Source organism: Photobacterium arenosum (genome assembly GCF_014841115.1).
Lineage (GTDB): Bacteria > Pseudomonadota > Gammaproteobacteria > Enterobacterales > Vibrionaceae > Photobacterium > Photobacterium arenosum.
In genome coordinates, this window is sequence record NZ_JACYTP010000017.1 from 74,532 (window position 1) to 94,952 (window position 20,421).

At 50.5% G+C, this 20,421-nt stretch carries 19 protein-coding genes and 1 pseudogene; 8 read left to right on the forward strand and 12 right to left on the reverse strand.

What is annotated here, in order from left to right; translation table 11 throughout:
• Positions 1-9: 9 nt before the first annotated feature.
• Genes lolE through lolC form a run of 3 tightly spaced genes read right to left on the reverse strand, consistent with a single transcriptional unit; the run spans position 10 to position 3,138 of the window.
• Positions 10-1,254, reverse strand: coding sequence for a lipoprotein-releasing ABC transporter permease subunit LolE (gene lolE, locus IFO68_RS19815; protein ID WP_192017536.1), 1,245 nt, complete (start codon positions 1,252-1,254; stop codon positions 10-12).
• Positions 1,251-1,940 carry a lipoprotein-releasing ABC transporter ATP-binding protein LolD gene (lolD, locus tag IFO68_RS19820; protein WP_192017519.1) on the reverse strand — a complete coding sequence of 230 codons (690 nt, stop codon included), beginning with the start codon at positions 1,938-1,940 and terminating at the stop codon, positions 1,251-1,253. The genes lolE and lolD overlap by 4 nt, the downstream gene beginning before the upstream one ends.
• Positions 1,933-3,138, reverse strand: a complete 1,206-nt coding sequence (lolC, locus tag IFO68_RS19825) for a lipoprotein-releasing ABC transporter permease subunit LolC (protein ID WP_192017537.1) — start codon at positions 3,136-3,138, stop codon at positions 1,933-1,935. Before lolC ends, lolD begins: the two co-directional genes overlap by 8 nt.
• A gap of 188 nt (positions 3,139-3,326) precedes the next feature.
• On the opposite strand from lolC, the gene IFO68_RS19830 reads away from it, so the two are divergent.
• The 5 genes from IFO68_RS19830 (at position 3,327) to IFO68_RS19850 (ending at position 9,385) form a co-directional block, all read left to right on the forward strand.
• The gene (locus IFO68_RS19830) at positions 3,327-3,902 is read left to right on the forward strand and encodes a PilZ domain-containing protein (protein WP_192017520.1); all 576 of its coding nucleotides are present in this window, start codon (positions 3,327-3,329) and stop codon (positions 3,900-3,902) included.
• Between the two features lie 2 nt (positions 3,903-3,904).
• The gene (gene mfd / locus IFO68_RS19835; protein ID WP_192017521.1) at positions 3,905-7,360 is read left to right on the forward strand and encodes a transcription-repair coupling factor; all 3,456 of its coding nucleotides are present in this window, start codon (positions 3,905-3,907) and stop codon (positions 7,358-7,360) included.
• A gap of 28 nt (positions 7,361-7,388) precedes the next feature.
• Positions 7,389-8,210: a peptidoglycan binding protein CsiV gene (locus tag IFO68_RS19840; protein ID WP_192017522.1), complete on the forward strand. Its 822-nt coding sequence runs from the start codon at positions 7,389-7,391 to the stop codon at positions 8,208-8,210.
• A 59-nt stretch (positions 8,211-8,269) separates the two neighbouring features.
• Positions 8,270-8,842, forward strand: coding sequence for a GNAT family N-acetyltransferase (locus tag IFO68_RS19845; RefSeq protein WP_192017523.1), 573 nt, complete (start codon positions 8,270-8,272; stop codon positions 8,840-8,842).
• A 69-nt stretch (positions 8,843-8,911) separates the two neighbouring features.
• Complete coding sequence (locus IFO68_RS19850) at positions 8,912-9,385, forward strand: BamJ family beta-barrel-assembly machinery protein (protein ID WP_192017524.1); 474 nt, start codon at positions 8,912-8,914, stop codon at positions 9,383-9,385.
• Between the two features lie 112 nt (positions 9,386-9,497).
• Here the strand turns inward: IFO68_RS19850 and IFO68_RS19855 are convergent, their stop codons facing one another.
• The 8 genes from IFO68_RS19855 to hinT all read right to left on the reverse strand — a co-directional run bounded on the left by IFO68_RS19855 (position 9,498) and on the right by hinT (position 16,187).
• Positions 9,498-10,787, reverse strand: coding sequence for an NAD(P)/FAD-dependent oxidoreductase (locus IFO68_RS19855; protein ID WP_192017525.1), 1,290 nt, complete (start codon positions 10,785-10,787; stop codon positions 9,498-9,500).
• A 133-nt stretch (positions 10,788-10,920) separates the two neighbouring features.
• Positions 10,921-11,463, reverse strand: a complete 543-nt coding sequence (gene ycfP / locus IFO68_RS19860) for an alpha/beta hydrolase YcfP (RefSeq protein ID WP_192017526.1) — start codon at positions 11,461-11,463, stop codon at positions 10,921-10,923.
• 102 nt (positions 11,464-11,565) lie between these two features.
• Positions 11,566-12,420 carry a DUF6279 family lipoprotein gene (locus tag IFO68_RS19865; protein ID WP_192017527.1) on the reverse strand — a complete coding sequence of 285 codons (855 nt, stop codon included), beginning with the start codon at positions 12,418-12,420 and terminating at the stop codon, positions 11,566-11,568.
• Positions 12,421-12,468: 48 nt separating this feature from the next.
• Entirely contained in the window at positions 12,469-13,314 is an 846-nt protein-coding gene (locus IFO68_RS19870) for a phosphotransferase (RefSeq protein WP_303453913.1), read from the reverse strand.
• Positions 13,315-13,905 carry a penicillin-binding protein activator LpoB gene (lpoB, locus tag IFO68_RS19875; RefSeq protein WP_046219739.1) on the reverse strand — a complete coding sequence of 197 codons (591 nt, stop codon included), beginning with the start codon at positions 13,903-13,905 and terminating at the stop codon, positions 13,315-13,317.
• A 70-nt stretch (positions 13,906-13,975) separates the two neighbouring features.
• On the reverse strand, positions 13,976-14,371 hold the full coding sequence (locus tag IFO68_RS19880; protein ID WP_192017528.1) for a YcfL family putative periplasmic lipoprotein: 396 nt from the start codon (positions 14,369-14,371) through the stop codon (positions 13,976-13,978).
• A complete protein-coding gene (locus IFO68_RS19885; RefSeq protein WP_192017529.1) occupies positions 14,371-15,768 on the reverse strand; it encodes a COG3014 family protein in 1,398 nt (465 codons plus the stop codon). Before IFO68_RS19885 ends, IFO68_RS19880 begins: the two co-directional genes overlap by 1 nt.
• Before the next feature lie 68 nt (positions 15,769-15,836).
• Positions 15,837-16,187 (reverse strand): purine nucleoside phosphoramidase, encoded by a 351-nt coding sequence (gene hinT, locus IFO68_RS19890; protein ID WP_192017530.1) that lies wholly within the window; start codon positions 16,185-16,187, stop codon positions 15,837-15,839.
• Positions 16,188-16,547: 360 nt separating this feature from the next.
• Here hinT and IFO68_RS19895 point away from each other — a divergent pair, with 360 nt between their 5' ends.
• Together IFO68_RS19895 and IFO68_RS19900 are read left to right on the forward strand one after the other, a co-directional pair.
• Complete coding sequence (locus IFO68_RS19895; RefSeq protein ID WP_225445353.1) at positions 16,548-18,545, forward strand: methyl-accepting chemotaxis protein; 1,998 nt, start codon at positions 16,548-16,550, stop codon at positions 18,543-18,545.
• A 208-nt stretch (positions 18,546-18,753) separates the two neighbouring features.
• Positions 18,754-19,497 (forward strand): class I SAM-dependent DNA methyltransferase, encoded by a 744-nt coding sequence (locus tag IFO68_RS19900; protein ID WP_192017531.1) that lies wholly within the window; start codon positions 18,754-18,756, stop codon positions 19,495-19,497.
• A gap of 232 nt (positions 19,498-19,729) precedes the next feature.
• On the opposite strand, the gene IFO68_RS19905 is transcribed toward IFO68_RS19900, so the two are convergent.
• Positions 19,730-20,020 carry a YkgJ family cysteine cluster protein gene (locus tag IFO68_RS19905; RefSeq protein WP_192017532.1) on the reverse strand — a complete coding sequence of 97 codons (291 nt, stop codon included), beginning with the start codon at positions 20,018-20,020 and terminating at the stop codon, positions 19,730-19,732.
• A 290-nt stretch (positions 20,021-20,310) separates the two neighbouring features.
• On the opposite strand from IFO68_RS19905, the pseudogene IFO68_RS21920 reads away from it, so the two are divergent.
• A pseudogene (locus IFO68_RS21920) lies at positions 20,311-20,421 on the forward strand (transposase); the annotation flags it as partial.

Consider the following 20,421-nt stretch of genomic DNA (forward strand, 5'->3'; position numbering starts at 1 on the left):
TACCGACATTTATTTTGCACTTAATACCTGCGCTGGCTGGAGTGCACTCGCCCTGCGAGCCGGATACCAGGTTGCCAGCAGGCTCAGCACAATGGCTGTCACCATCACGATCAGCACATCATGCCATCTCAGCTCTGTAGGCAGAAAATCCACAAAGTAAATATCCCCTGATAAAAACGGATGACCAATCAGTTTTTCCACAAAACGTGCTATCGAAGTCAGGTTCAGTGCAACCGAGGCCCCGAGAACAGCTCCAAGCAGGCTGCCAATCAGGCCAGACAGTAAGCCATGCCAGACAAAGATCATTTTAACCAGACGATCACTTGCGCCCATGGTTCGCAAAATAGCGATATCTGCCGCTCTGTCTTTCACAGCCATCATCAGTGTTGAAACAATATTAAAGCAGGCGACCCCAATCACCAGTACCATCACCAGATACATAATAGTACGCACCAGTTGGATATCACGATAAAGATAGCCATACTTCTGGGTCCAGCTTTTTAAGTAGACATACACAGGTAAGGTATATCCGACTTCTTTCACTATATTTGTGGCATCAAGCACCTTGTCCACATTGAGCGAAATACCTGAAACCCCGTCACCCATGGCAAGGTAATCCTGGGCATCTTGCAGAGGTACTAAAGCAAAGTTATGGTCAATCTGACCGCCCAGCGCCAGCACGCCGGCAACCTGCAGACGAATGCGCTTAGGGGCTTTGAGCTGATTTCCGCTATCACGGTTTGGCAACATCGCAGAGATCCAGTCACCCACCTGTATCCCGAGCAGATCCGCGACTCCCTGACCAAGAATAATGTATTTCTGACCCGCCTGAAAATCTCGCCACGCACCGTCTTTAACATAGCCAGGCAAGGCGCTGACCCGGGTTTCCTGAACAGGATCGACCCCTCTGACTTCAACCGCTTTAAGCTGCGTGCCTTTTTCAAGCAAGGCGGTAAATTGCACATAAGGCGCCGCCGCTTTGACTCTGGGGTGCTTTTCAACGGTTTCCAGAACAGGTTGCCAATCCGTAAATGGTGGTTTCACTGCTTCCAGTTCACCGTGGGGGATCACCGCCAGTACCCGGTTTTGCAACTCACGCTCAAAGCCATTCATTGCCGACAGGCCAATCACAATAACCGCCACGCCCACTGCGATCCCGAGAATGGAGGAGATTGAGATAAAAGAAACCAGTCGGTTCCGCTGCCGGGCCCGGCTAAAGCGGCTGCCGATAAAAAGAGACAGTGGTCGCATCAGGCCACCTCTAAGGCCGCCAACTGGCCATCCTGCATATGCAGGCAACGATCAAGCTTGCCAGCCAGTTCATTATCATGCGTTACAACCAAAAAAGCGGTGCCGGATTCCTGATTCAGCTTGCGCATCAGATCGTAAATTTCCAACGCGGTTTTGTGATCCAGATTGCCGGTCGGCTCATCGGCCAGCACCAGGGCAGGCTTATTCACCAGGGCCCGGGCAATCGCCACCCGCTGGCGCTCGCCGCCACTGAGCTCTGAGGGCCTGTGGCTGGTTCTGTGGCTCAACCCCACCTGTTCCAGAATTTGTCTGGCCTGCTCTTTGGCTGCCGCGGCTGAAATACCGCCAATCATCAAGGGCATCGCGACATTTTCTTCCGCAGAGAAATCAGACAGCAAATGGTGAAACTGATAGACAAAACCTATGTCCTGGTTGCGTACTCTGGCCTGTTTATTGGCGCTCATGCCATTAAGTTTCTGGCCTTTAAAATACACATCTCCCGCCGTTGGCGCATCCAGCGCGCCCAGTAAATGCAGCAAGGTACTTTTGCCCGATCCCGATGACCCTACAATCGCCACCAGTTCCCCGGCTTCTATTTGCAGGCTGATATCATTCAACACCTGGGTTTCCAATTGGGCTTCACGGTACACCTTGCTCAAATGCTGGCATACCAATAACGAATCACTCATAACGCAAGGCCTCAGCAGGACGGACAGCCGCCGCCCGATAAGAAGGGAAAAGGGTCGCCAGTAAACTCAGACAGATAGCCCCGACAATCACGATAGCAACCTGGAATGGCTTCACATCGACAGGTAACGAACCGCCTAAGCTCGCCAGATCAACGCCCAGCAGCGACAAAATACCATTAATATTCAACGCCAGCAGGGTGCCAAGTATGCCACCAGCCACAGCACCTATCACACCACTGCTGGCTCCCTGCACAATAAAGGTCAGCAATACCTGCTGACTGGTCATTCCCTGTGTTTTCAAAATAGCGACTTCGGCCTGCTTTTCCATCACCACCATGATCAGGGCCGAAATGATGTTAAAAGCCGCGACGCCAACCACCAGACCCAGCATCAGCCCCATCATGTTCTTTTCCATTTTCACCGCCTGAAACAGCTCACCGCGCTGATCCCGCCAGTCCGACCAACTGAAGCCATCGGGCAGATCAGACTGAGCAAGTTCTGTGACACTAAACGGATCATCCAGAAATAAACGCCAGCCGGTGAACGCGTCGGGTTTGTAGCGTAACAGACGTCCTGCATCTGCGATGTTGGTTAACACCAGCGATTTATCGACATCAGAACCGGTGAAATAGATGCCAGACACAATAAAATTGCGCTGACTGGGAATACGCCCCAGAGGGGTATAGACGCTGACGCTGGTCACCATCAGGCGGACTTTATCCCCGACTTTAACTCCGAGTTGCTGCGCCATGCCGTTACCGAGAATGACCCGGTAACTGCCCGGTGTCAGATCAGCAACCTGCCCTTGCACCATATGCGCAGCCAGCGGTTCATAGCCTTCAGGCTCTATGCCCAGCATGGCTCCGGCCGCCAGCGCACCTGCACTTTGCAACACGGCCTCAGCACGGGTTAACGGCACCGCCCGGTTGACCTGAGGTAAGGCAGACAGCGCAGCAGGCGGCGCATCAGGCTGGGTAAAAGGGCCATCCTGAGTAATCAGTGCCTGCGGCAACACACCCAGAATGCGGTCTTTGAGCTGCTGCTCAAAACCGTTCATCACAGAAATGACAATAACCAGCGCAAGCACACCTATGGTGATACCTGCGGTAGACATTGCAGAGACAAAGCGGCTGAAACGGTCACCCGAACGGCCTTTCAGATAGCGCAGCCCAATAAAAATAGGCAATGGATGAAACATCATTCAGTCTGGAACCATCCTGTTAACAGTGGTCGAAAGCATACCTGCTGCTGGCTGTGATTACCATGCAACTTGGTCAATCTCATGCAAAAAGAGTGGCTAAAAATCAACCTGTTGAGACCTCTAACTTGCCCGTTAGGCGATGCTAAGTGATAATCGAAGAATAGTTAACAAATCACGAGTGTGACATGAATCAGGACGAGTACTTTTCAGTCCATGCAGGGCTTACCATTAATGTTGAACCTTTAGGGGAACATACTGTGCTGCCCGATGACGCCGAATTTCTGCGGGAAATTCCCCCTCTGTTTCGTGTTGCCAGTGAATGTAGCGAACTGGAAGGCAGTGCAGAAAAAATGCTGCAGCAGGATAAAAAGACAATGAACCGGCCACTGCTGGATTATCTGGCAGCGCAGAACAATAAGATAAATCTGCTGCTCTCATTTGTGCTTTCACAGCAAGATGATCCAACCCTGCGTCATACCACGCAAACCTTCGGGGCCAGCCAGTTGACTTATCTGGCAGAGCGGCCGCTTGAGATTGGTTGTCAGGTTCGTCTTAAACTGTTTCTTGATAATCCTCCTGCAGCCGTGTATTGCTATGCCAGTGTCAGTGATTGTCAGGCCAGTGAAGATAAGTTTGACATCACACTGCAGTACACCAGACTGCAGGAAGACGACAGGGATTTACTCATTCGTGCAGCTTTGCACATCCAACAAAAACTGCTGCGTCAACGTGCGCTGCAACGAAACGAAAGTCAATCATAGTCATGACAACACACACGCTATTTTCTCTTCCATTGCCGAACAAAGCTGGCGACAAGCGCTTTGTGGGAAATGTCTCCGGTGCCGCCTTGGCGGTTGCCATTGCCGAACTGACGAAAAGCCATACAGGCCCGGTGCTGGCTGTGGTGCCGGATACGCAGACGGCATTGCGTTTACAGCCTGAAATCAGCCAGTTCTCTCAGGCCGAGGTCAATATTTTCCCCGACTGGGAAACCCTGCCTTATGACAGTTTTTCGCCACATCAGGACATCATTTCTGATCGCCTGGCCCGTTTATATCAACTGCCGACTCAGCAGGATGGTGTGCTGCTGGTTCCTGTCAGTACCTTGTTACAGCGCCTGACACCGCGCAGCTTTATTCACCAGCACGCTCTGCTGGTCAGCAAAGGTGATCGCCTGTCGTTGGAGAAGTTACGCCTGCAGCTTGAAGCCGCCGGTTACCGCCATGTCGATCAGGTAATGGAACACGGTGAGTACGCCAGCCGCGGCTCACTGCTTGATCTCTTCCCAATGGGAAACAATGAGCCCTTCCGGATTGATTTCTTTGATGACGAAGTGGATTCGATTCGTCAATTCGACCCGGAGTCGCAACTGTCGACCGGCGAGATCGACAATATTCACCTGCTGCCCGCGCACGAGTTTCCGACCGATGAAGTGGCCGTGGAAAACTTCCGCATGCGCTGGCGTGAGCAATTCGAAGCCCGCCGGGAGCCAGAGTCCATCTATCAGCAGGTGAGCAAGCGCACCTGGCCGGCAGGGATTGAATACTGGCAGCCGCTGTTTTTCGACAATACAGATACTTTGTTTGATTATCTGCCAGATAACACGCTGTTACTGACCATAGGCGATCTGGACAACGCAGCGGAACATTTTCTGCACGATGCCGAATACCGCTTTCAGGAGCGCCGTGTCGACCCGCTGCGCCCGCTTCTCGAACCTAAAGCCCTGTGGCTGACAACCGCAGAAATGTTCAGCGGATTTAAAACTCTGCCGCAAGTCAAACTGAACAAAGCCCTGGAAGAAGACAAAGCCGGCCGGTTCAACCCGGCCATTTCGCCTGTGCCGGCGCTGACCATCAATCATCAGCTGAAAGAGCCCTTATCGGCACTGCGTCAGTTTCAGGAAAGCTTCACCGGAAAAATCATCTTTTCCGTTGCCAGTGAAGGCCGCCGCGAAGCCTTGCTGGACTTGCTTGCCCGGATAAAACTGCGCCCTATGGTCTGTCACAGCCTTGAAGAGGCCATGGCAGCCGCCAGTCAGTACACTCTGGTGATTGGGGCCGCAGAACAGGGTTTTATCCTCGATGAACCGGCTCTGGCTTTCATCTGTGAAAGTGATCTGCTGGGTGAGCGTGTAATTCAGCGCCGTCGCCGTGAGGACAAGCGCACTGTCAGCTCAGATACCATTATCCGAAATCTGGCAGAGCTGAAAATTGGCCAGCCTGTGGTCCACCTTAACCATGGCATAGGCCGTTATCAGGGCTTGCAGACCCTCGAAGCCGGCGGCATTACCACTGAGTACGTCACCCTGGAATATCAGGGCGGGGCGAAACTCTATGTCCCCGTGGCATCCCTGCACCTTATCAGCCGCTATTCGGGCGGGGCAGAAGAAGCCGCCCCTATCCATAAACTGGGCAGTGAAAGCTGGCAAAAAGCCCGCAACAAAGCGGCAGAAAAAGTCCGTGATGTGGCGGCAGAGCTTCTGGATGTTTACGCCAAGCGTGAGCTGAAACCGGGTTTCAAATTTAAACTCGACCGCGAAGCCTATGCCGATTTCTGTACCGGATTCCCGTTCGAAGAAACTCACGATCAGGCTATGGCCATCAATGCCGTGCTGTCGGATATGTGCCAGGCCAAAGCCATGGATCGCCTGGTGTGTGGTGATGTCGGTTTCGGTAAAACCGAAGTCGCAATGCGTGCAGCCTTTGTGGCCGTCGATAACAGCAAGCAAGTCACAGTGCTGGTACCAACCACTTTGCTCGCACAGCAGCATTTTGAAAATTTCCGCGACCGCTTTGCCAACACCCCGGTACGTGTGGAAGTGCTGTCCCGTTTCAAAACAGCAAAAGAACAAAAAGTGATTATGGAAGATGTCGCTAAGGGAAAAATTGATATCCTGATCGGCACGCACAAGCTGCTCAACGCCGAAGTGAAGTATCAGGATCTCGGCCTGCTGATTGTCGATGAGGAGCACCGCTTCGGCGTCCGCCAGAAAGAAAAACTGAAATCGCTGCGCGCAGACGTCGACATTCTCACGCTCACCGCTACCCCGATTCCGCGTACGCTGAATATGGCAATGAGCGGCATGCGCGATCTGTCTATTATCGCGACCCCGCCTGCCCGGCGTCTGGCGATCAAAACCTTCGTTCGCGAGCGTGAAGACCTGATCATCCGTGAAGCCGTATTGCGTGAAATTATGCGCGGCGGGCAAGTGTATTTCCTGCACAACGACGTAGAAAGCATCGAAAAAACGGCGCAGGATCTGGCCGTTCTGATTCCTGAAGCGCGTATTACTACTGCCCATGGGCAGATGCGCGAACGTGAGCTGGAAAGAGTCATGAGCGACTTTTACCACCAGCGTTTTAACCTGCTGGTCTGCACGACTATCATAGAAACCGGAATTGACGTCCCGACAGCAAACACCATAGTTATCAACCGGGCTGACCATCTTGGTCTGGCCCAGTTACATCAACTGCGTGGTCGCGTTGGCCGTTCGCACCACCAGGCCTATGCGTATCTGCTGACCCCGCATCCCAAGCGTATGACCAAAGACGCCGTGAAGCGCCTGGAGGCCATCGCGTCACTGGAAGATCTGGGCGCAGGCTTTACACTGGCGACACACGATCTCGAAATACGCGGCGCAGGCGAACTGCTGGGCGATGAACAATCGGGCCAGATCCAGTCGGTTGGTTTTACGCTGTTCATGGAAATGCTGGAACAGGCAGTAGAAGCACTCAAAGCCGGCAAAGAGCCGTCGTTGGATGACCTGCTGCGCGAGCAGACTGAAGTTGAACTGCGATTACCAGCGCTGCTGCCGGAAGATTACATCCCGGATATCAATACGCGACTATCCCTGTATAAACGTATTGCCAGTGCCGGCAATGAAGACGCCCTTGACGAGTTAAAAGTGGAGCTGATTGACCGCTTTGGCCTGTTGCCGGATGCCGCTGCGAACCTGTTAACGCTCAATAAGCTGAAGCTGAAAGCAGCAAATCTGGGACTTCGTCGCATAGAAGCCGGAGAGAAAGGCGGTTATTTCGAATTTACTGAAAATGCTGCCATTGACCCCGGTTTCCTGGTCGGTCTGTTACAATCACAGCCACAGCGATTCAGAATGGATGGTCCAACCAAGCTGAAGGTCACGGCAACACTGACGGACCGCCGTGAGCGCATCAAGTATGTTGACGGCTTCCTAACACAATTAGCTGAAAACACCCTATAATGGCTGCATACCAGTGCGGAGTATAACCTTGAAAAATCTGATTTATTTGCTGCTGCTTGCCATCAGCCTGCCAAGTTTCGCAGCACGACAATTTGACATTGAAGTCATTATCTTCAAGCGAAATATTGATCCGGGGCAAACGGCTGAATCCTGGCCGGATCAGGCAGAGCCTCTGAATTACAGTGGCACAGTGCGACTGAACAATATGGCGCAACTGGCAAACAGAGGCATTACGCCTATGCCGGCAAGCCGATTTAAGCTGAGCGAACAGTATCAGCGCCTGAAGAGTCATGCCGGTTTCGCCCCACTTGCTCACTTTGGCTGGCGGCAAGGGGATCTCAGCAAAGCACAGGCACCGACTTTTCACTTAACCGCTGGCCGGGATTTCTCAGGTCAGTTTCTGCAAGACGGCACCTCTAAAGCTGAAGCTGCGCGCCATGGCCTGAACAGCAGCGAAATGACAGCACCGCCCAGCTTTGATCTTGCTTCCGGTGAAGTCACGCAAGCAGAGCCTTCTCCGGCAGCAAGTAAGCCGCTGTATGAGCTTGAAGGGAAAATTCAGGTCTATGTGAATCACTTTCTTTTCACCAATACCCAGTTGGATTTACGTGAGCCTGGCCGCCGTGAAGTGGTTGTCGGCACCGAGCCATTAGACAGCCTGGATCCAAACCAGAGCGGCACGGTTCAGTACGGACAGCTGCAGGAAGTGAAAAAGAAAATAGAGGTTGAAGAATTCCTCAAAGCATTCCGCTTTGACCAGCAGCGTAAAATGCGAAGCGGTGAAACCCATTACCTTGATCACCCGCTGATGGGAATGGTAGTACAAATCCGCCGCCTTGATTCAGAATAACAGCTTTTGCGAGGGGCCATCCGGCCCCTTTTTCCGTTTACTGTCTGCAGGAATCACCGATGAAGCTGGACTTCATACTCACCACTCCCCGCCTTTACCTGCGACCCTACAAAATTGCGGATGTTGACGACAACCTGTCCGCAGTACTGGAATCGCAGCCGGATTTAAAGCCCTGGGTCGAGTGGTGTCATGATGGCTATGACCAACAGGATGCACACGCCTGGCTGTCGGCTTCTCAGATGAACTGGAAAATCGACAATGGCTACGAACTGGCAATTTTTACCCGCCGTGACGACAAATTTTTAGGTACTGTGTGTCTGAATAATCTGTCTCAGCTGACCAATTCTGCTGAGTTGGGTTACTGGATACGAAGCAGGTGCCATCGTCAGGGGTATGCGACAGAAGCGATTGTCGCTCTGGCGCGTTTTGCGTTTGATACGCTGGCACTGACCCGGCTGGAAATCGTGGTACACATCACCAATACACCCAGCCAGAAAACAGCTGAACGCACAGGCGCCCTGTTCGAATCTCTGAGCCGGAACCGGATTTACACACATGGCAAAGCTTGCGATGGCATGGTCTACTCACTGATCCCGCAGGACTTGGCACCTAAACGCAACCGGATAGGCTAAGATAGCCACATAACCTCGGGTTACTTGGCTATATTCATCAAAGACAATACAAAAAAGGTAGGAATATCAGTGTTTAAAATTATTCTCGCGATCATTATCATCGGCTTGGTGATTTTCTTCTTTCAACGCAGCCAGAACAATAAGCAGCTGGCAGTTCAAAATGCAGAAGAAGGCCAAGCCTTCCTTGAAGCCAATAAAAACCAGGATGGGGTTAAAACCACAGCCTCAGGCTTGCAATATACTGTGCTGAAATCAGGCACGGGAACGGAGCACCCCAAGGCATCGGACAAGGTGACTGTCCACTACCACGGTACCCTGATTGACGGCACAGTGTTTGATAGCTCTGTTGAGCGCGGTGAGCCGATCGCTTTCAACCTCAATCAGGTGATCAAAGGCTGGACAGAAGGACTTCAGCTGATGGTTGAAGGGGAAAAAGTACGTTTATTTATCCCGGCTGAACTGGCGTATGGTAACCGCTCTATGGGTAATATCGGTCCCGGATCTGTGCTGATTTTCGATGTCGAATTATTAAAAATCAATTGATAGCCAAACCCTCACCACCGCCCGTGACAGGTGCGGTTAGAGATAACAAAAAACCGCCGTTTCAGGCGGTTTTTTGTATGAGTGCCAGCTCCAAGTGTCTGACACAATAGTCTTAGTGTAGCTTGAGGTTGGGACGCAGCACGCGGTTAATTCGTCCAACCAGCATCATCAGGCTGGTCTTGAAGAAACCGTGCAGCGCAATATGGTGCATCCGGTACAACGAAATATACATCACGCGGGCAATACGGCCCTCAATCATCATCGACCCTTTGGTCAGGTTACCCATCAGGCTCCCGACGGTAGAAAAACGACTCAGGGAAACCAGCGAACCATGATCCACAAAGACATAAGGCTTCTGCGCACGATCTGTCAGCTTAGCGACGATATTTGAAAAGCAGCGGCTGGCCATCTGATGAGCCGACTGTGCCCGAGGCGGAACCAGAGTACCGTCCTTCTGCGTACAGGCAGCCAGATCCCCAATCACATAAATATCATCGTCACGGGTGGTCTGCAGCGTGTCTTTCACCACCAGCTGGTTAATACGGTTCGTTTCCAGTCCCGCAATGTCTTTGATAAAATCCGGGGCTTTAATACCCGCCGCCCAAACCATCAGTTTGGCCGGAATATGCTGACCGTCTTTGGTTGTCAGGCCGGTTTCATCCGCTTTAACCACCATGGTTGCCGTGTGTACTTTGACGCCCAGCTTAGTCAGCTCGGTATGCGCAGCAGCTGAAATGCGAGGCGGCAACGCAGGCAAAATACGCTCACCGGCTTCAATCAGGTTGACGTTCAGTCGGGAACTGTCCAGATCACCAAAGCCGTACAAACGCAGCTCTTTCACGGCATTATGCAGCTCCGCGGACAATTCCACTCCGGTAGCACCCGCACCGACAATAGCGATATCAACCGTTTTCTGCTCTTTGTGTGCATGCAGCTTCAGAAACTGGTTATTCATTTCAGTCCTGAATTTATGTGCCTGCGCCGGACTGTCCAGGAAAATACAATGCTCTCGCACCCCGGGTGTATTGAAGTCATTACATTTCGAGCCGATAGCCAGAACCAGAATATCGTATTCAATCTCGCGCTCGGGGATCAGCAGTTCATCGTGCTCATCGTAAAGCGGATGCAATGTGATGCTTTTGCGATCGCGGTCTATGTCTTTCAGCGCACCCAATTGGAAATCGAAATGATGATTTTTGGCATGCGCACGGTAGCTCAATGCGTCAACGCCCTCATCCAGCGAGCCGGTCGCCACTTCATGTAACAGTGGTTTCCACAGATGACTGCTGTTTTTGTCTACCAGGGTAACGTTTGCCTTTCGTTTACGGCCTAAGGTGCGCCCTAGTTTGGTGGCCAATTCCAGGCCCCCGGCACCGCCTCCAACTACGATGATTCTCGTCACAGTCTTTTTCCTCTAGTTTTTATAAATCTTGCACAAACCGGCAGGGACATTGCCCTGCCAGGTAAAAATTCTGACTGACGTAGAGTTGGGCAGAGGATCGTTTCAATCCATCTGCGGAGGGAGAGGCATATACTCAATTGGTTGCTTTAAATTGCTTTATTGCTTGTAAGTGCTGGGAGATTTTCTTGAATTTATGCGTTTGTGTATCGTCCCAGATCACTTGGTAATATGCGTCCAATGTTCTATTTATGGATCGATTATCTAACACTTCATCATTAGTTGAAAGTATACAGAGGCACTTCCCGATATTTTTTTCTCTGAAATCAGACACGCATTTTGTTGCTATATCTTCGTACTCTTCCGGCCGGTCTATTTTCTTCTGCATATTTGTTTCAGGATGTAAATTTGGGTTAATGATTACTTGCTTGATACCACAGAGAAAGCCGATACGCTCAGCCCAGTAACCCCCCAGCCCTACGCCACATATCAACGGATGTGCATCATCGCTGGCAGCAATGAGTTTATCCACTTTTTTAAGCAAATATTGCATATCGTGTTTGGGATGAAGTGTACTATAAGTCACTGCGCGAACATCGGGATCGATAAATTGCAGCTGAAGCACTTTTTCGTGGTTGCCAGGGCTGGTGGAATCAAAACCATGCAGATAAATGATCATAGTGAAGCGACTCCTGAAAAATGTCCGTATTGAGGTTAATAACTATACGGCATTCCCTCTTACCCACAAAGTTAAAGTGGTTAACCTGGTCATTGATAATGGTTACTGTTGGATTAACACGGCGATTTCTTTGCGCGTGTCGGTTAATTTATTTATCAGGTACTGGCGCTGAGAAGAAGACAAACTCTGATTCAGCTGCGCCATTAAGGTAAATCGGCGCTGAAGGTATTGGTCTAATTGAGACTGTACCGGCGCATAGCGAAGACCGACAACATCTCTTAATAACCTCTCGAACCTGGCATCAAATTCCGGACGGTGACGCTGTGACAATAGCGCCTGCCATTGCTGATAAAGCCCGCGACGCGCAGAAAAAAAGACCGGCTCAATATCCAACTGGTACTTTGCCAGTTCTTCAATAATGGTTTGTTGCTCTTCCGTCAGTGAACCAATCCATTCCTTGCTGAATTTCTCAAATCTGGTGGTATAGCGCTGAAGTTTCTCTTTCTGGCTTAACTTATCTCTTTTGACCCGAAGTTCATCCAGTTCCTTATTGATCTTACTGTTAATCTGATCAATCTGGATATTACTCAGGTATCGCAGCAGGTTTGCCGCCGGAGGGGTAAAAACTGAAGCACTCTGCTCTGCCAGTGCCGTAAAGCTATAGTGGTAACTTCTTATTTGCTCTGAAGTCAGCGGACGTTGCAGATCCTGCTGAAATTCAAGAATATGCTGATGCAGTTTTGGCAATTCCTGACGACGGTGCACAGCCTGAGCCTGTAACAGCTCGCTTTCAAACCGGGATGCCTGCGCCGGGGTCAGGCTGACATAATCATCCAGATACCAGGGAACCCAATAGTTCATCGTGTTATAGGCAAGGCGGGCGGCACACCCCGAGAGAAAAGCCAATACACACAACAACAGTAACGGACGATACCAACGAGCACAGGCTAGACTCACGCGTACTTCCTCCAGAAACTGTCTGACAGGTTTACCCGGCGATAGCAATCAGGCAACAGCCAATTTCGCTAACAATGCTTTTGCCTCAATACGATAGGTGTCATCCTGCCACAAATTTGCGCCAGCATAATACCAAAGCATAGCCAAGAAATCGCACCAGGGTAGCCACTGCTGCACAGCTTCTGAGACAAGCTCCGGGTCACCCCCCTGATAACGGCAGTAGTGCTGCGCAGCCGTTACAACTTCAAGCTGGTTGGCCTGAACCGTCAGCGCCAGATCCAGCATAGGGTCACCGGCCGCCGCATACTCCCAGTCAATCACGGCCAACTCTCCGCCCGGACGTTGAATGAGATTGTAAAATCCCAGATCATGATGGCAACAGGTGTCTGGAAACCCACTTTGAGGAATATGGCTGAAATAATGTGCGCATACTGATGCCAGTTCTTCCCCGTTATCCTCCGGTGAGATGGCAGCAAGATACTGTTCAGCCCGCTGACGTACGGCTAAACGCCAGCCAGGCAAAGGTAACCGGTGAATCTTGGCCTGCAAAGCCATCATCACGGCTGGCGATGGGGAATGAGTACAAACCTCTCCTGCTATCCACTCCACAAGTATACCGGCTGGCGTTTCTGCAATTGGATGCGGGGCAAACGGGCAAGGCTGAATCGCTGACAACAGCTGATATTCTTGCTGACGGTCAACGCCAAATGCCTGGCTGGCCGGGCTGACAGGACGCCAGACCGCGTGTGAATCAGAAGAGGTAGAGGAGTGCAGAACAAGCTGCCAGCATCGGTTACTGAGCCCGCCCCCCAAAGGGCGGGCATTCAGCACATCGAAACCAGCAATGCGGGAGAATGGCCATTCTTCCGGCTGAATAGACGATGAGTCAGGCACTTACCAGCCCAGCAAGCGTTTGGCTTCCTGCTTACGGATTTCAGTTTCATCCGCCCACTCAATCAAGCCGGTTTCCAGATCCATCAGGCGCATAGTCATTTTATAATACACGTCTTTATCGCTGCCTGATTGCTTCACGATACTGGCAAGGTTGCCGTACATCATATATTCCGCGCCAACCATCTTGCCAAACTGAATCGCCGTACTTTGATTAACCAGTTCATCGTTATTCTGGAAGTTCAGTTGCTTACGAACAGCTTCTACACGCGTCATATCGACAAAACGGAACTTACCTGAGTTGAGCATTCGCGTGCTGATTGAATCGGTAATAGATTCTGTATCGATGTGCTCGCTGGTTTTATTTTTGATGCTGTCCACCACTATGATAGGACGCTTACCGGCAGTAATCGCGCCCACTGAGCCCGATGCCAGCATGCTGTCTGTCATGTTTTCCGCAATCTTTTGCAGGTCTGTCGAGCCGAATTCAGAAGTCGTGGTTTCTACCCCCTGAGCATCTCCATAAGTTACCTGTTTTGCACACCCCCCCATCAGGGCAGCAATTCCCACTAAAGCTATGACGCGTTTTTTCATTTCTAACCCTTAATCGGTTTTTATCATTCTTGGAATAATGAGGTGATTACAATCAGCCCACTAAACTTGCTTACCATGTACTGGTCGCTTCACGGATATAAATACGGTAATTGGTGACATCCGCACTCTTCGCCATGGCTTTGATTGTCATTGTGTCTTTACCATGCAGTACGAACTGCCGCCATGGGCTTTCGCTACCGCTGACTTCCAAGCCTTTGGCATCGTACCAGTAAAAACGGTACTGCAGCTTAATATCAGTATCTGACTTGCTGTTTACCGGCACACCGGCCTGAAGCAAGCCATTCTGACGTGAGACAATGGCTTTTTCTATCCCAATCTGGTTGGCCAGATAAGGGTTAGCAATAACCACATACTGGTTACTGCTATCAATGCTGATACCAGAGGTTGTGGTATCCGCACAGGCTGCCATCATCACAGTTAACAGTAGTACTGCAAAATATTTCATTAGTTTCCTCCTAATAACACCGACCAGCCACTCATTGACTGACCCTGTCGGGAAATCCAGACCATAGTGGTACGGCCTGATTTAACCTCAGCATCCACCGACCTGCCCTGCCATTGAATTTGATGGCTGCCGGGAGGCAAGTCTTCCTGGTACAAAGCAACCCGAGCAGGCAGAGTTTGCCAGCTTCTTGTATCCGGTTGCTCTGTTAATGTATTGAATATATTAGCCAAAACATTACCGACTTCATCACCGTTTCGCGCCGCCGACTGTCTGACCTGCTCTTTGGCAATCACTCGCAGGCTTTGGCGCAATACCCGCACTGGCAGCGTTTCGCTCAGGCTCTGTTTCGCCATTTGATCAACATTAACCAAAGGCGGCGCAGTCAGTAACCGATTGTTAAGACTGAGTTTACCCGGCAATACTGCCGGACGCGGCGGGTAATGAGGCAATGCCAGATTGTAAAGCACACTCTGACCCTGGCTGTCATAGAGCCAAAGCGGCAAACGCCAGCCTTCGGGAGCCTGTACCACGCCCTGTTCATCTAAAATAATCAGGCGACCAGTTCCTGACTGAGGTGATTGCCAGGGGCCATACTTTTTGGCCAACAGCTGCTGATCATCTTTCATGCTCAACCGCTCAGCCAGTCTTTGCACCGCCTCTGCCACATAGGGATTATCGGGAGCAACCGCTAACGCCCGTTTGAAATCGATATAGGCATCATTCAGATTACCGTCCGCTTCATACAGCATGCCTGACAAATAGAATAAATAGCCGTTCTGCACCGCTGCCAGTGTCTGCCCGGCATTCGGGTAACGCGCGAGCACTGAACCGATATTGTCTGTCAGCCCCTCTTTTTGCAGCTGATTTTCTGCCGAGGCTAACTCAGATTCACGCTGCTGTCTGGCCGCTTCCTGAACCTGATTCGCTCTGCGCATTTCAACCAGCGCGCCATTCAGGTCCCGATTATGAATGTAGTTCAGCGCAAGATATAAATGCAAAAATCCCAGTTCATAATCAGAGGCTTGGTAGCTGATCATATTGTCATTGGTGAACAATGATCCAGCCTGGTTCAACCCTTCAGACACCTGAATCCGGGCTGCATCTTGCTGCTCTTTAACCGCGTTGTCCGATTTCTGCAATGCTGCAAAGCTGGCGGTGTAATCGCCGGTCAGCAACGTCAGCCTGCCCCGCTCCATGCCGTCGAGAATCGCCCCAGCCGGCTCATCAGGCAGACTGTCTAATGCGCCCTGAATCTGGCCTTGATACAAAGCGTGTCTGCTCGATTTTGTGCTGGCGCTGTAATGGCTGAACAGGCTGTGCCCGGATAAATTGGCACAGCCCGAGAGAATAAAAGCGCAAAAAAAGACAAGAGTTTTGTGCCGGAAATGTTTTTTCATTCGATCCTGTTTGTCATCTGGCTGCCCACAAATCTCTGCGGAAAGCAGGCCATGAAGATTCGCCAGTCTTAACCAACCAGCATCGGGCCGAGCGGTCGTCCACCCAACAGGTGCATATGAATGTGGTACACTTCCTGCCCACCGTGAGGATTACAGTTCACAATCAAGCGATAACCGTCTTCCGCAATACCTTCCGCTTCTGCGAGTTTGCGGGCCACGGTAAACAAACGCCCCATCATCGCTTCATCTTCCGCTTCAACATGGTTAACCGTTGGAACCAGCTTGTTAGGAATGATCAGGATATGGCTTGGAGCTCGGGGGTTAATATCGCGAAATGCAGTGACCAGATCATCCTGATACACCACATCAGCCGGGATTTCCTTACGGATTATTTTGCTGAAGATAGTTTCTTCTGCCATGACTTTCTCCATCTTTTGATTTCTACCATTGCCGAGTATGCGTGAGTCGCGTAATCAGAGCAATATTGAACGTCGTTTTAAACCAATTTTCCTACGATTATTTCACTGCAAAATCTTCATTTTGTTACACCTGCCAAAGTATGTGCAGAGAGTATCCGGTTATCCTCATCAAACGCCTGCCTAGCAAATTACGGTGATATTTTGATGACACGGTCACGGCTTGAGGCACACTTATTTTACGTCGTGAAGCAAACGATGTATGAGTAACAAAATAATAACACTCAAAATAAAAACCACACTGGTAAGCAAGGAAATGCTCGGGCTGTGTCCGGCCTGGGATGTTTTAGGGACGATAGTGCAATGAAAAAACAGACTTCTGTCATCCGGCGTATGTACGCGGGTTTCGCCGTGATGATCGGCCTCTTCGCAACCACCAGCACACTAACCCTGATGGAAACCAAAACTATCTATGGGCAATTAGAGTCGGTAAACACCGAATCCGTTCCGTTAGTCACCATTTCCAGTCAGGCCAACGTGGAACTACTGGTCGCCGACAAAGTGTTTAAAGATTTTCTGACCACCAATGATCAAAACCGAATGCAGCAGTATGAAAGTCAGTTTACTGAATCTTACGATCATTTCAGCCAAACGCTGACAACCCTTGTCGATACCGCGAAAGACTACCCTTCGCTGAGCAGCCAGCTGGAAGCCTTGACAGCACTAGAAGGCAGATACTTTACCCAAGCCCAGGTTGCCATGAGCAACTACCGTGATCAGTTAGCCGCCAATGAAGCTCGTCAGCAATCCATCCGCCGCTTTCAGCAGTTGCATCGCGACCTCAATGTGCGGATGAAAGATGTGATTGCCGATCGCAGCCGGGTGTCTGAGCTGATGCTGGCAAAAAGTTACTTCGACAAACTCAGCCAGACAGAAGCCATTACATCTGATGCTCTGGCATCCAGTGATGTTGAAAAAATTAATGAAGCGATAAAAAACAATAAGCGCCTGGTTAACCATCTCAGCAATTCTTACCGCACACTAACCTCGATGATCCCCGATCTCAAGCGGACTTTTGACTCGTCGATTGACCAATACAATCAGGACATAGGTCAGTCAGGTGGTGTGCTGGATGTGCATTTTAACTATATTCAGGCCCAGGAACGCCTCTATACCAGTATCAGTAATCTGGCGGCAGAAATTAACAATGCTAACTCTTTGCTTGAAAGCTTCCGCAGCCAGGCAAGAGATGACATGAATATGGCCATCGCTCAGGCAGGTGAGTCTTACCAGACGGGTGTCCGAAATACCGTTCTGCTAGGCAGTCTGGCCGCGTTTCTGGCCGTTGTTATCGGCTGGTTCCTGGCACGTAATGTCAGACAACCGCTGGCTTCCACGCTGACCACACTGGAAGCACTGACAGCAGGCGATATGACAAAGCGCATTACTGACAACAAATACGCTGAGTTCGGTCAACTGAGCCATCACATCAATACGCTGGCTGACCATCTACAGCAATTGCTGAGCCAGTTGAGCGATGCCTCTGCCGAGCTGACTGAAGTCGCCACCCAGAACCAGACCACCACAGCTGACGCCAAAGATCGTCTGAACGAACAACGCCAGCAAACCGCGTCCGTAGCAACAGCAATGACAGAGATGGAGCATTCTGTGGCTCAGGTGACCCAAAGTGCTCAGCACACTCTCGATAAAGTGAAAAATGTCGAGTCGGCCGCGGCAACGGGCCGTGGAGTCATGGGCCGTAATATTTCCACCACCCATCAACTGTCTGAGCAATTGGATCAGTCGGTGCAGGCGGTGAACCAGCTTCAGCAAATGAGCAGTAATATCGGCAGTATCCTGGATGTGATTCGCACTATTGCCGATCAGACTAACCTGCTGGCACTGAATGCGGCTATTGAGGCCGCACGCGCCGGTGAGCAAGGGCGGGGGTTTGCGGTGGTTGCTGATGAAGTGCGCATTCTTGCTCAGCGAACTACCGCCTCAACGGGCGAGATTGAATCTATGATTCAAGAGCTGCAATCCAGCTCGAGCCAGGCTGTTCAGGTGATTGAGAGCTGCGTTAACGAAATGGAAGACAGCGTCAACCAGACGTCAGAAGCCAGCAGCGCGATGGAAGAAATTGAAGCCATCATTATTGAAATCAGCGATATGAGCAGTCAGATAGTACAAGCCACCGAAGAACAACGCAGCACCACTGCCAGTATTGCCCGTAGCCTGGAAGACATCAGCGAAATTGCCGATGCCAACCTTGCGGCGATGGAAAGCGTCACCAGTGCCAGCCTGAAATTGGATCACCAGGCCAAAGAGCAAAACGCCCTGGTTCAGCGATTTACCCTCTGATCAATACAATAACACTCAATAGGCCAGAACGAGTTTCTGGCCTTAATCATAGTGTCTGTTCCGCCAACACCCTTTTCGTCATAACCGTGTCTGTCCCGTCATAGCCAGCGACAAGCTCAGTTACTGATACTTTTATCTGCTTCGCAATTGCGGCAGATTGGTTTACTATGCGCCACCCAAAAATTTCAGCTCAGTCTACCAGGCAACTATGTCCGCCAACGCCCTTTACACAGACCTTTCAGGCTATTACGACTTAATGTGTGTCGATATCGATTACCAGGCCCAAAGCCACTGTATTCGTCGGCTCCATCAATTGTTCGGTAACAACGGAAATACCCATCTTGATCTGGCCTGCGGGACAGGGCCGCATGTTCGTCATTTCATTGATTATGGCTATCAGAGCAGCGGACTGGATATCAATCAGCCGATGCTGGATATTGCCGCCACGCGTTGCCCGGAAGCACAGTTCACTTTGCAAAACATGAGTGATTTCAACATTACGTCCCCAGTCGACTTGATCACCTGTTTCCTGTATTCCATCCATTACAGCGATGGTATTGAAAAATTGAAAGACTGTATCGCCAGCGTGCACAGTGCATTAGGCGATCAGGGGATGTTCTGCTTTAACGTGGTCGACAAAGATAAAATCAATAACGATTTATTTGTCAGGCACACTGCCCAACACGACGGCAGCCAGTTCACTTTCCACTCGGGCTGGCATTATTGTGGCGACGGCGAAAAACAGTCGTTAAAGCTCAGCATCGAAAGAAGCACGGCTGAAGAAACCCATCAATGGCATGACGAACACCCCATGGTTGCTGTCACTATCAATGAATTAAAAGACATACTGCAGCCCTACTTTGAAGTTCATATCTTTGAGCATGACTATGAGAAAATCATCCCTTGGGATAACAGATCAGGCAATGCCCTTTTCGCTTGTGTGAAAATCTGACTCTGACGGGCATCATTCACGTTAATTGAGAGTGATGTTCATTTGATTGGCTTATCGGCGGCAGTTGCTATAAAGCTGCTCCGTTACCCCAGAGGCCAACTTTGGTGTCCAAAACCCATATTGGCCTCGCTTTAAAGGCGTCTATTTGCCTCGATCTATACTGTATCCAACTGCCGTAGGCGCTTTGGATATACAGACGCTGTGCTTCTGAACCGTGATTGATCCCCAATAATCACGCTAAATCTGCTCTTTCATCCCGACATTCGTACGAGCCCATTTCGAATTCCCGGCAAATCCAAGGCCGGTTTTCATAGATGGTACACATAAAAGTTTCCCGGTTTAGCGCCGAACACCAACCATCAGCCAGACGTAACATGGTTTCACCGCCCCATTCATCAGTGGCAATGTGTTGTTCTGGAACGCCAGTGTCAGTAATGATCATGACTTCTAAGCGGCAACAGCAAGCCTGACAAGTAGAGCAAGAAACCTCAGGGACAGCGATGTTTTTTATTGGAATGGTCATGAATGTCTTCAGCAAGTACAGTGACGACATAATACGCTAATTCGCACGGATTTACCGAAATAGATGACCAGCCAACATTGAGGACCATCGGGGGATATACCGGGACAGACAGGTCAACAGTCGTACAAGGACAGACATACCATGCTTGCAAGGAAGACACCTGAAGAAAAAAACAACTTCATCAATTTCATGAGATTCTGACCCAGATCCCCACTTCGTGATTTGCTCCTTTTTCCGGCCAGCACAGACGTATACTGTATATTCATCCAGTTCAATTGTTGTGACTCCCAATGACGACAGCACGCAGCCAACTTATCAGTATAGAAGCTACGCCCTACTACCATTGTGTTTCCCGCTGTGTTCGCCGCTCCTTTCTTTGCGGCTACGATGAACTGACCCAG

What these genes read in the sequence shown, in the direction of transcription:
- lolD (WP_192017519.1), bottom strand. Translation starts at nt 1,940, where the DNA reads ATGAGTGATTCGTTATTGGTATGCCAGCATTTGAGCAAGGTGTACCGT.
- lolC (WP_192017537.1), bottom strand. Translation starts at nt 3,138, where the DNA reads ATGTTTCATCCATTGCCTATTTTTATTGGGCTGCGCTATCTGAAAGGC.
- IFO68_RS19830 (WP_192017520.1), top strand. Translation starts at nt 3,327, where the DNA reads ATGAATCAGGACGAGTACTTTTCAGTCCATGCAGGGCTTACCATTAAT.
- mfd (WP_192017521.1), top strand. Translation starts at nt 3,905, where the DNA reads ATGACAACACACACGCTATTTTCTCTTCCATTGCCGAACAAAGCTGGC.
- IFO68_RS19845 (WP_192017523.1), top strand. Translation starts at nt 8,270, where the DNA reads ATGAAGCTGGACTTCATACTCACCACTCCCCGCCTTTACCTGCGACCC.
- ycfP (WP_192017526.1), bottom strand. Translation starts at nt 11,463, where the DNA reads ATGATCATTTATCTGCATGGTTTTGATTCCACCAGCCCTGGCAACCAC.
- lpoB (WP_046219739.1), bottom strand. Translation starts at nt 13,905, where the DNA reads ATGAAAAAACGCGTCATAGCTTTAGTGGGAATTGCTGCCCTGATGGGG.
- IFO68_RS19880 (WP_192017528.1), bottom strand. Translation starts at nt 14,371, where the DNA reads ATGAAATATTTTGCAGTACTACTGTTAACTGTGATGATGGCAGCCTGT.
- IFO68_RS19885 (WP_192017529.1), bottom strand. Translation starts at nt 15,768, where the DNA reads ATGAAAAAACATTTCCGGCACAAAACTCTTGTCTTTTTTTGCGCTTTT.
- hinT (WP_192017530.1), bottom strand. Translation starts at nt 16,187, where the DNA reads ATGGCAGAAGAAACTATCTTCAGCAAAATAATCCGTAAGGAAATCCCG.
- IFO68_RS19895 (WP_225445353.1), top strand. Translation starts at nt 16,548, where the DNA reads ATGAAAAAACAGACTTCTGTCATCCGGCGTATGTACGCGGGTTTCGCC.
- IFO68_RS19900 (WP_192017531.1), top strand. Translation starts at nt 18,754, where the DNA reads ATGTCCGCCAACGCCCTTTACACAGACCTTTCAGGCTATTACGACTTA.
- IFO68_RS19905 (WP_192017532.1), bottom strand. Translation starts at nt 20,020, where the DNA reads ATGACCATTCCAATAAAAAACATCGCTGTCCCTGAGGTTTCTTGCTCT.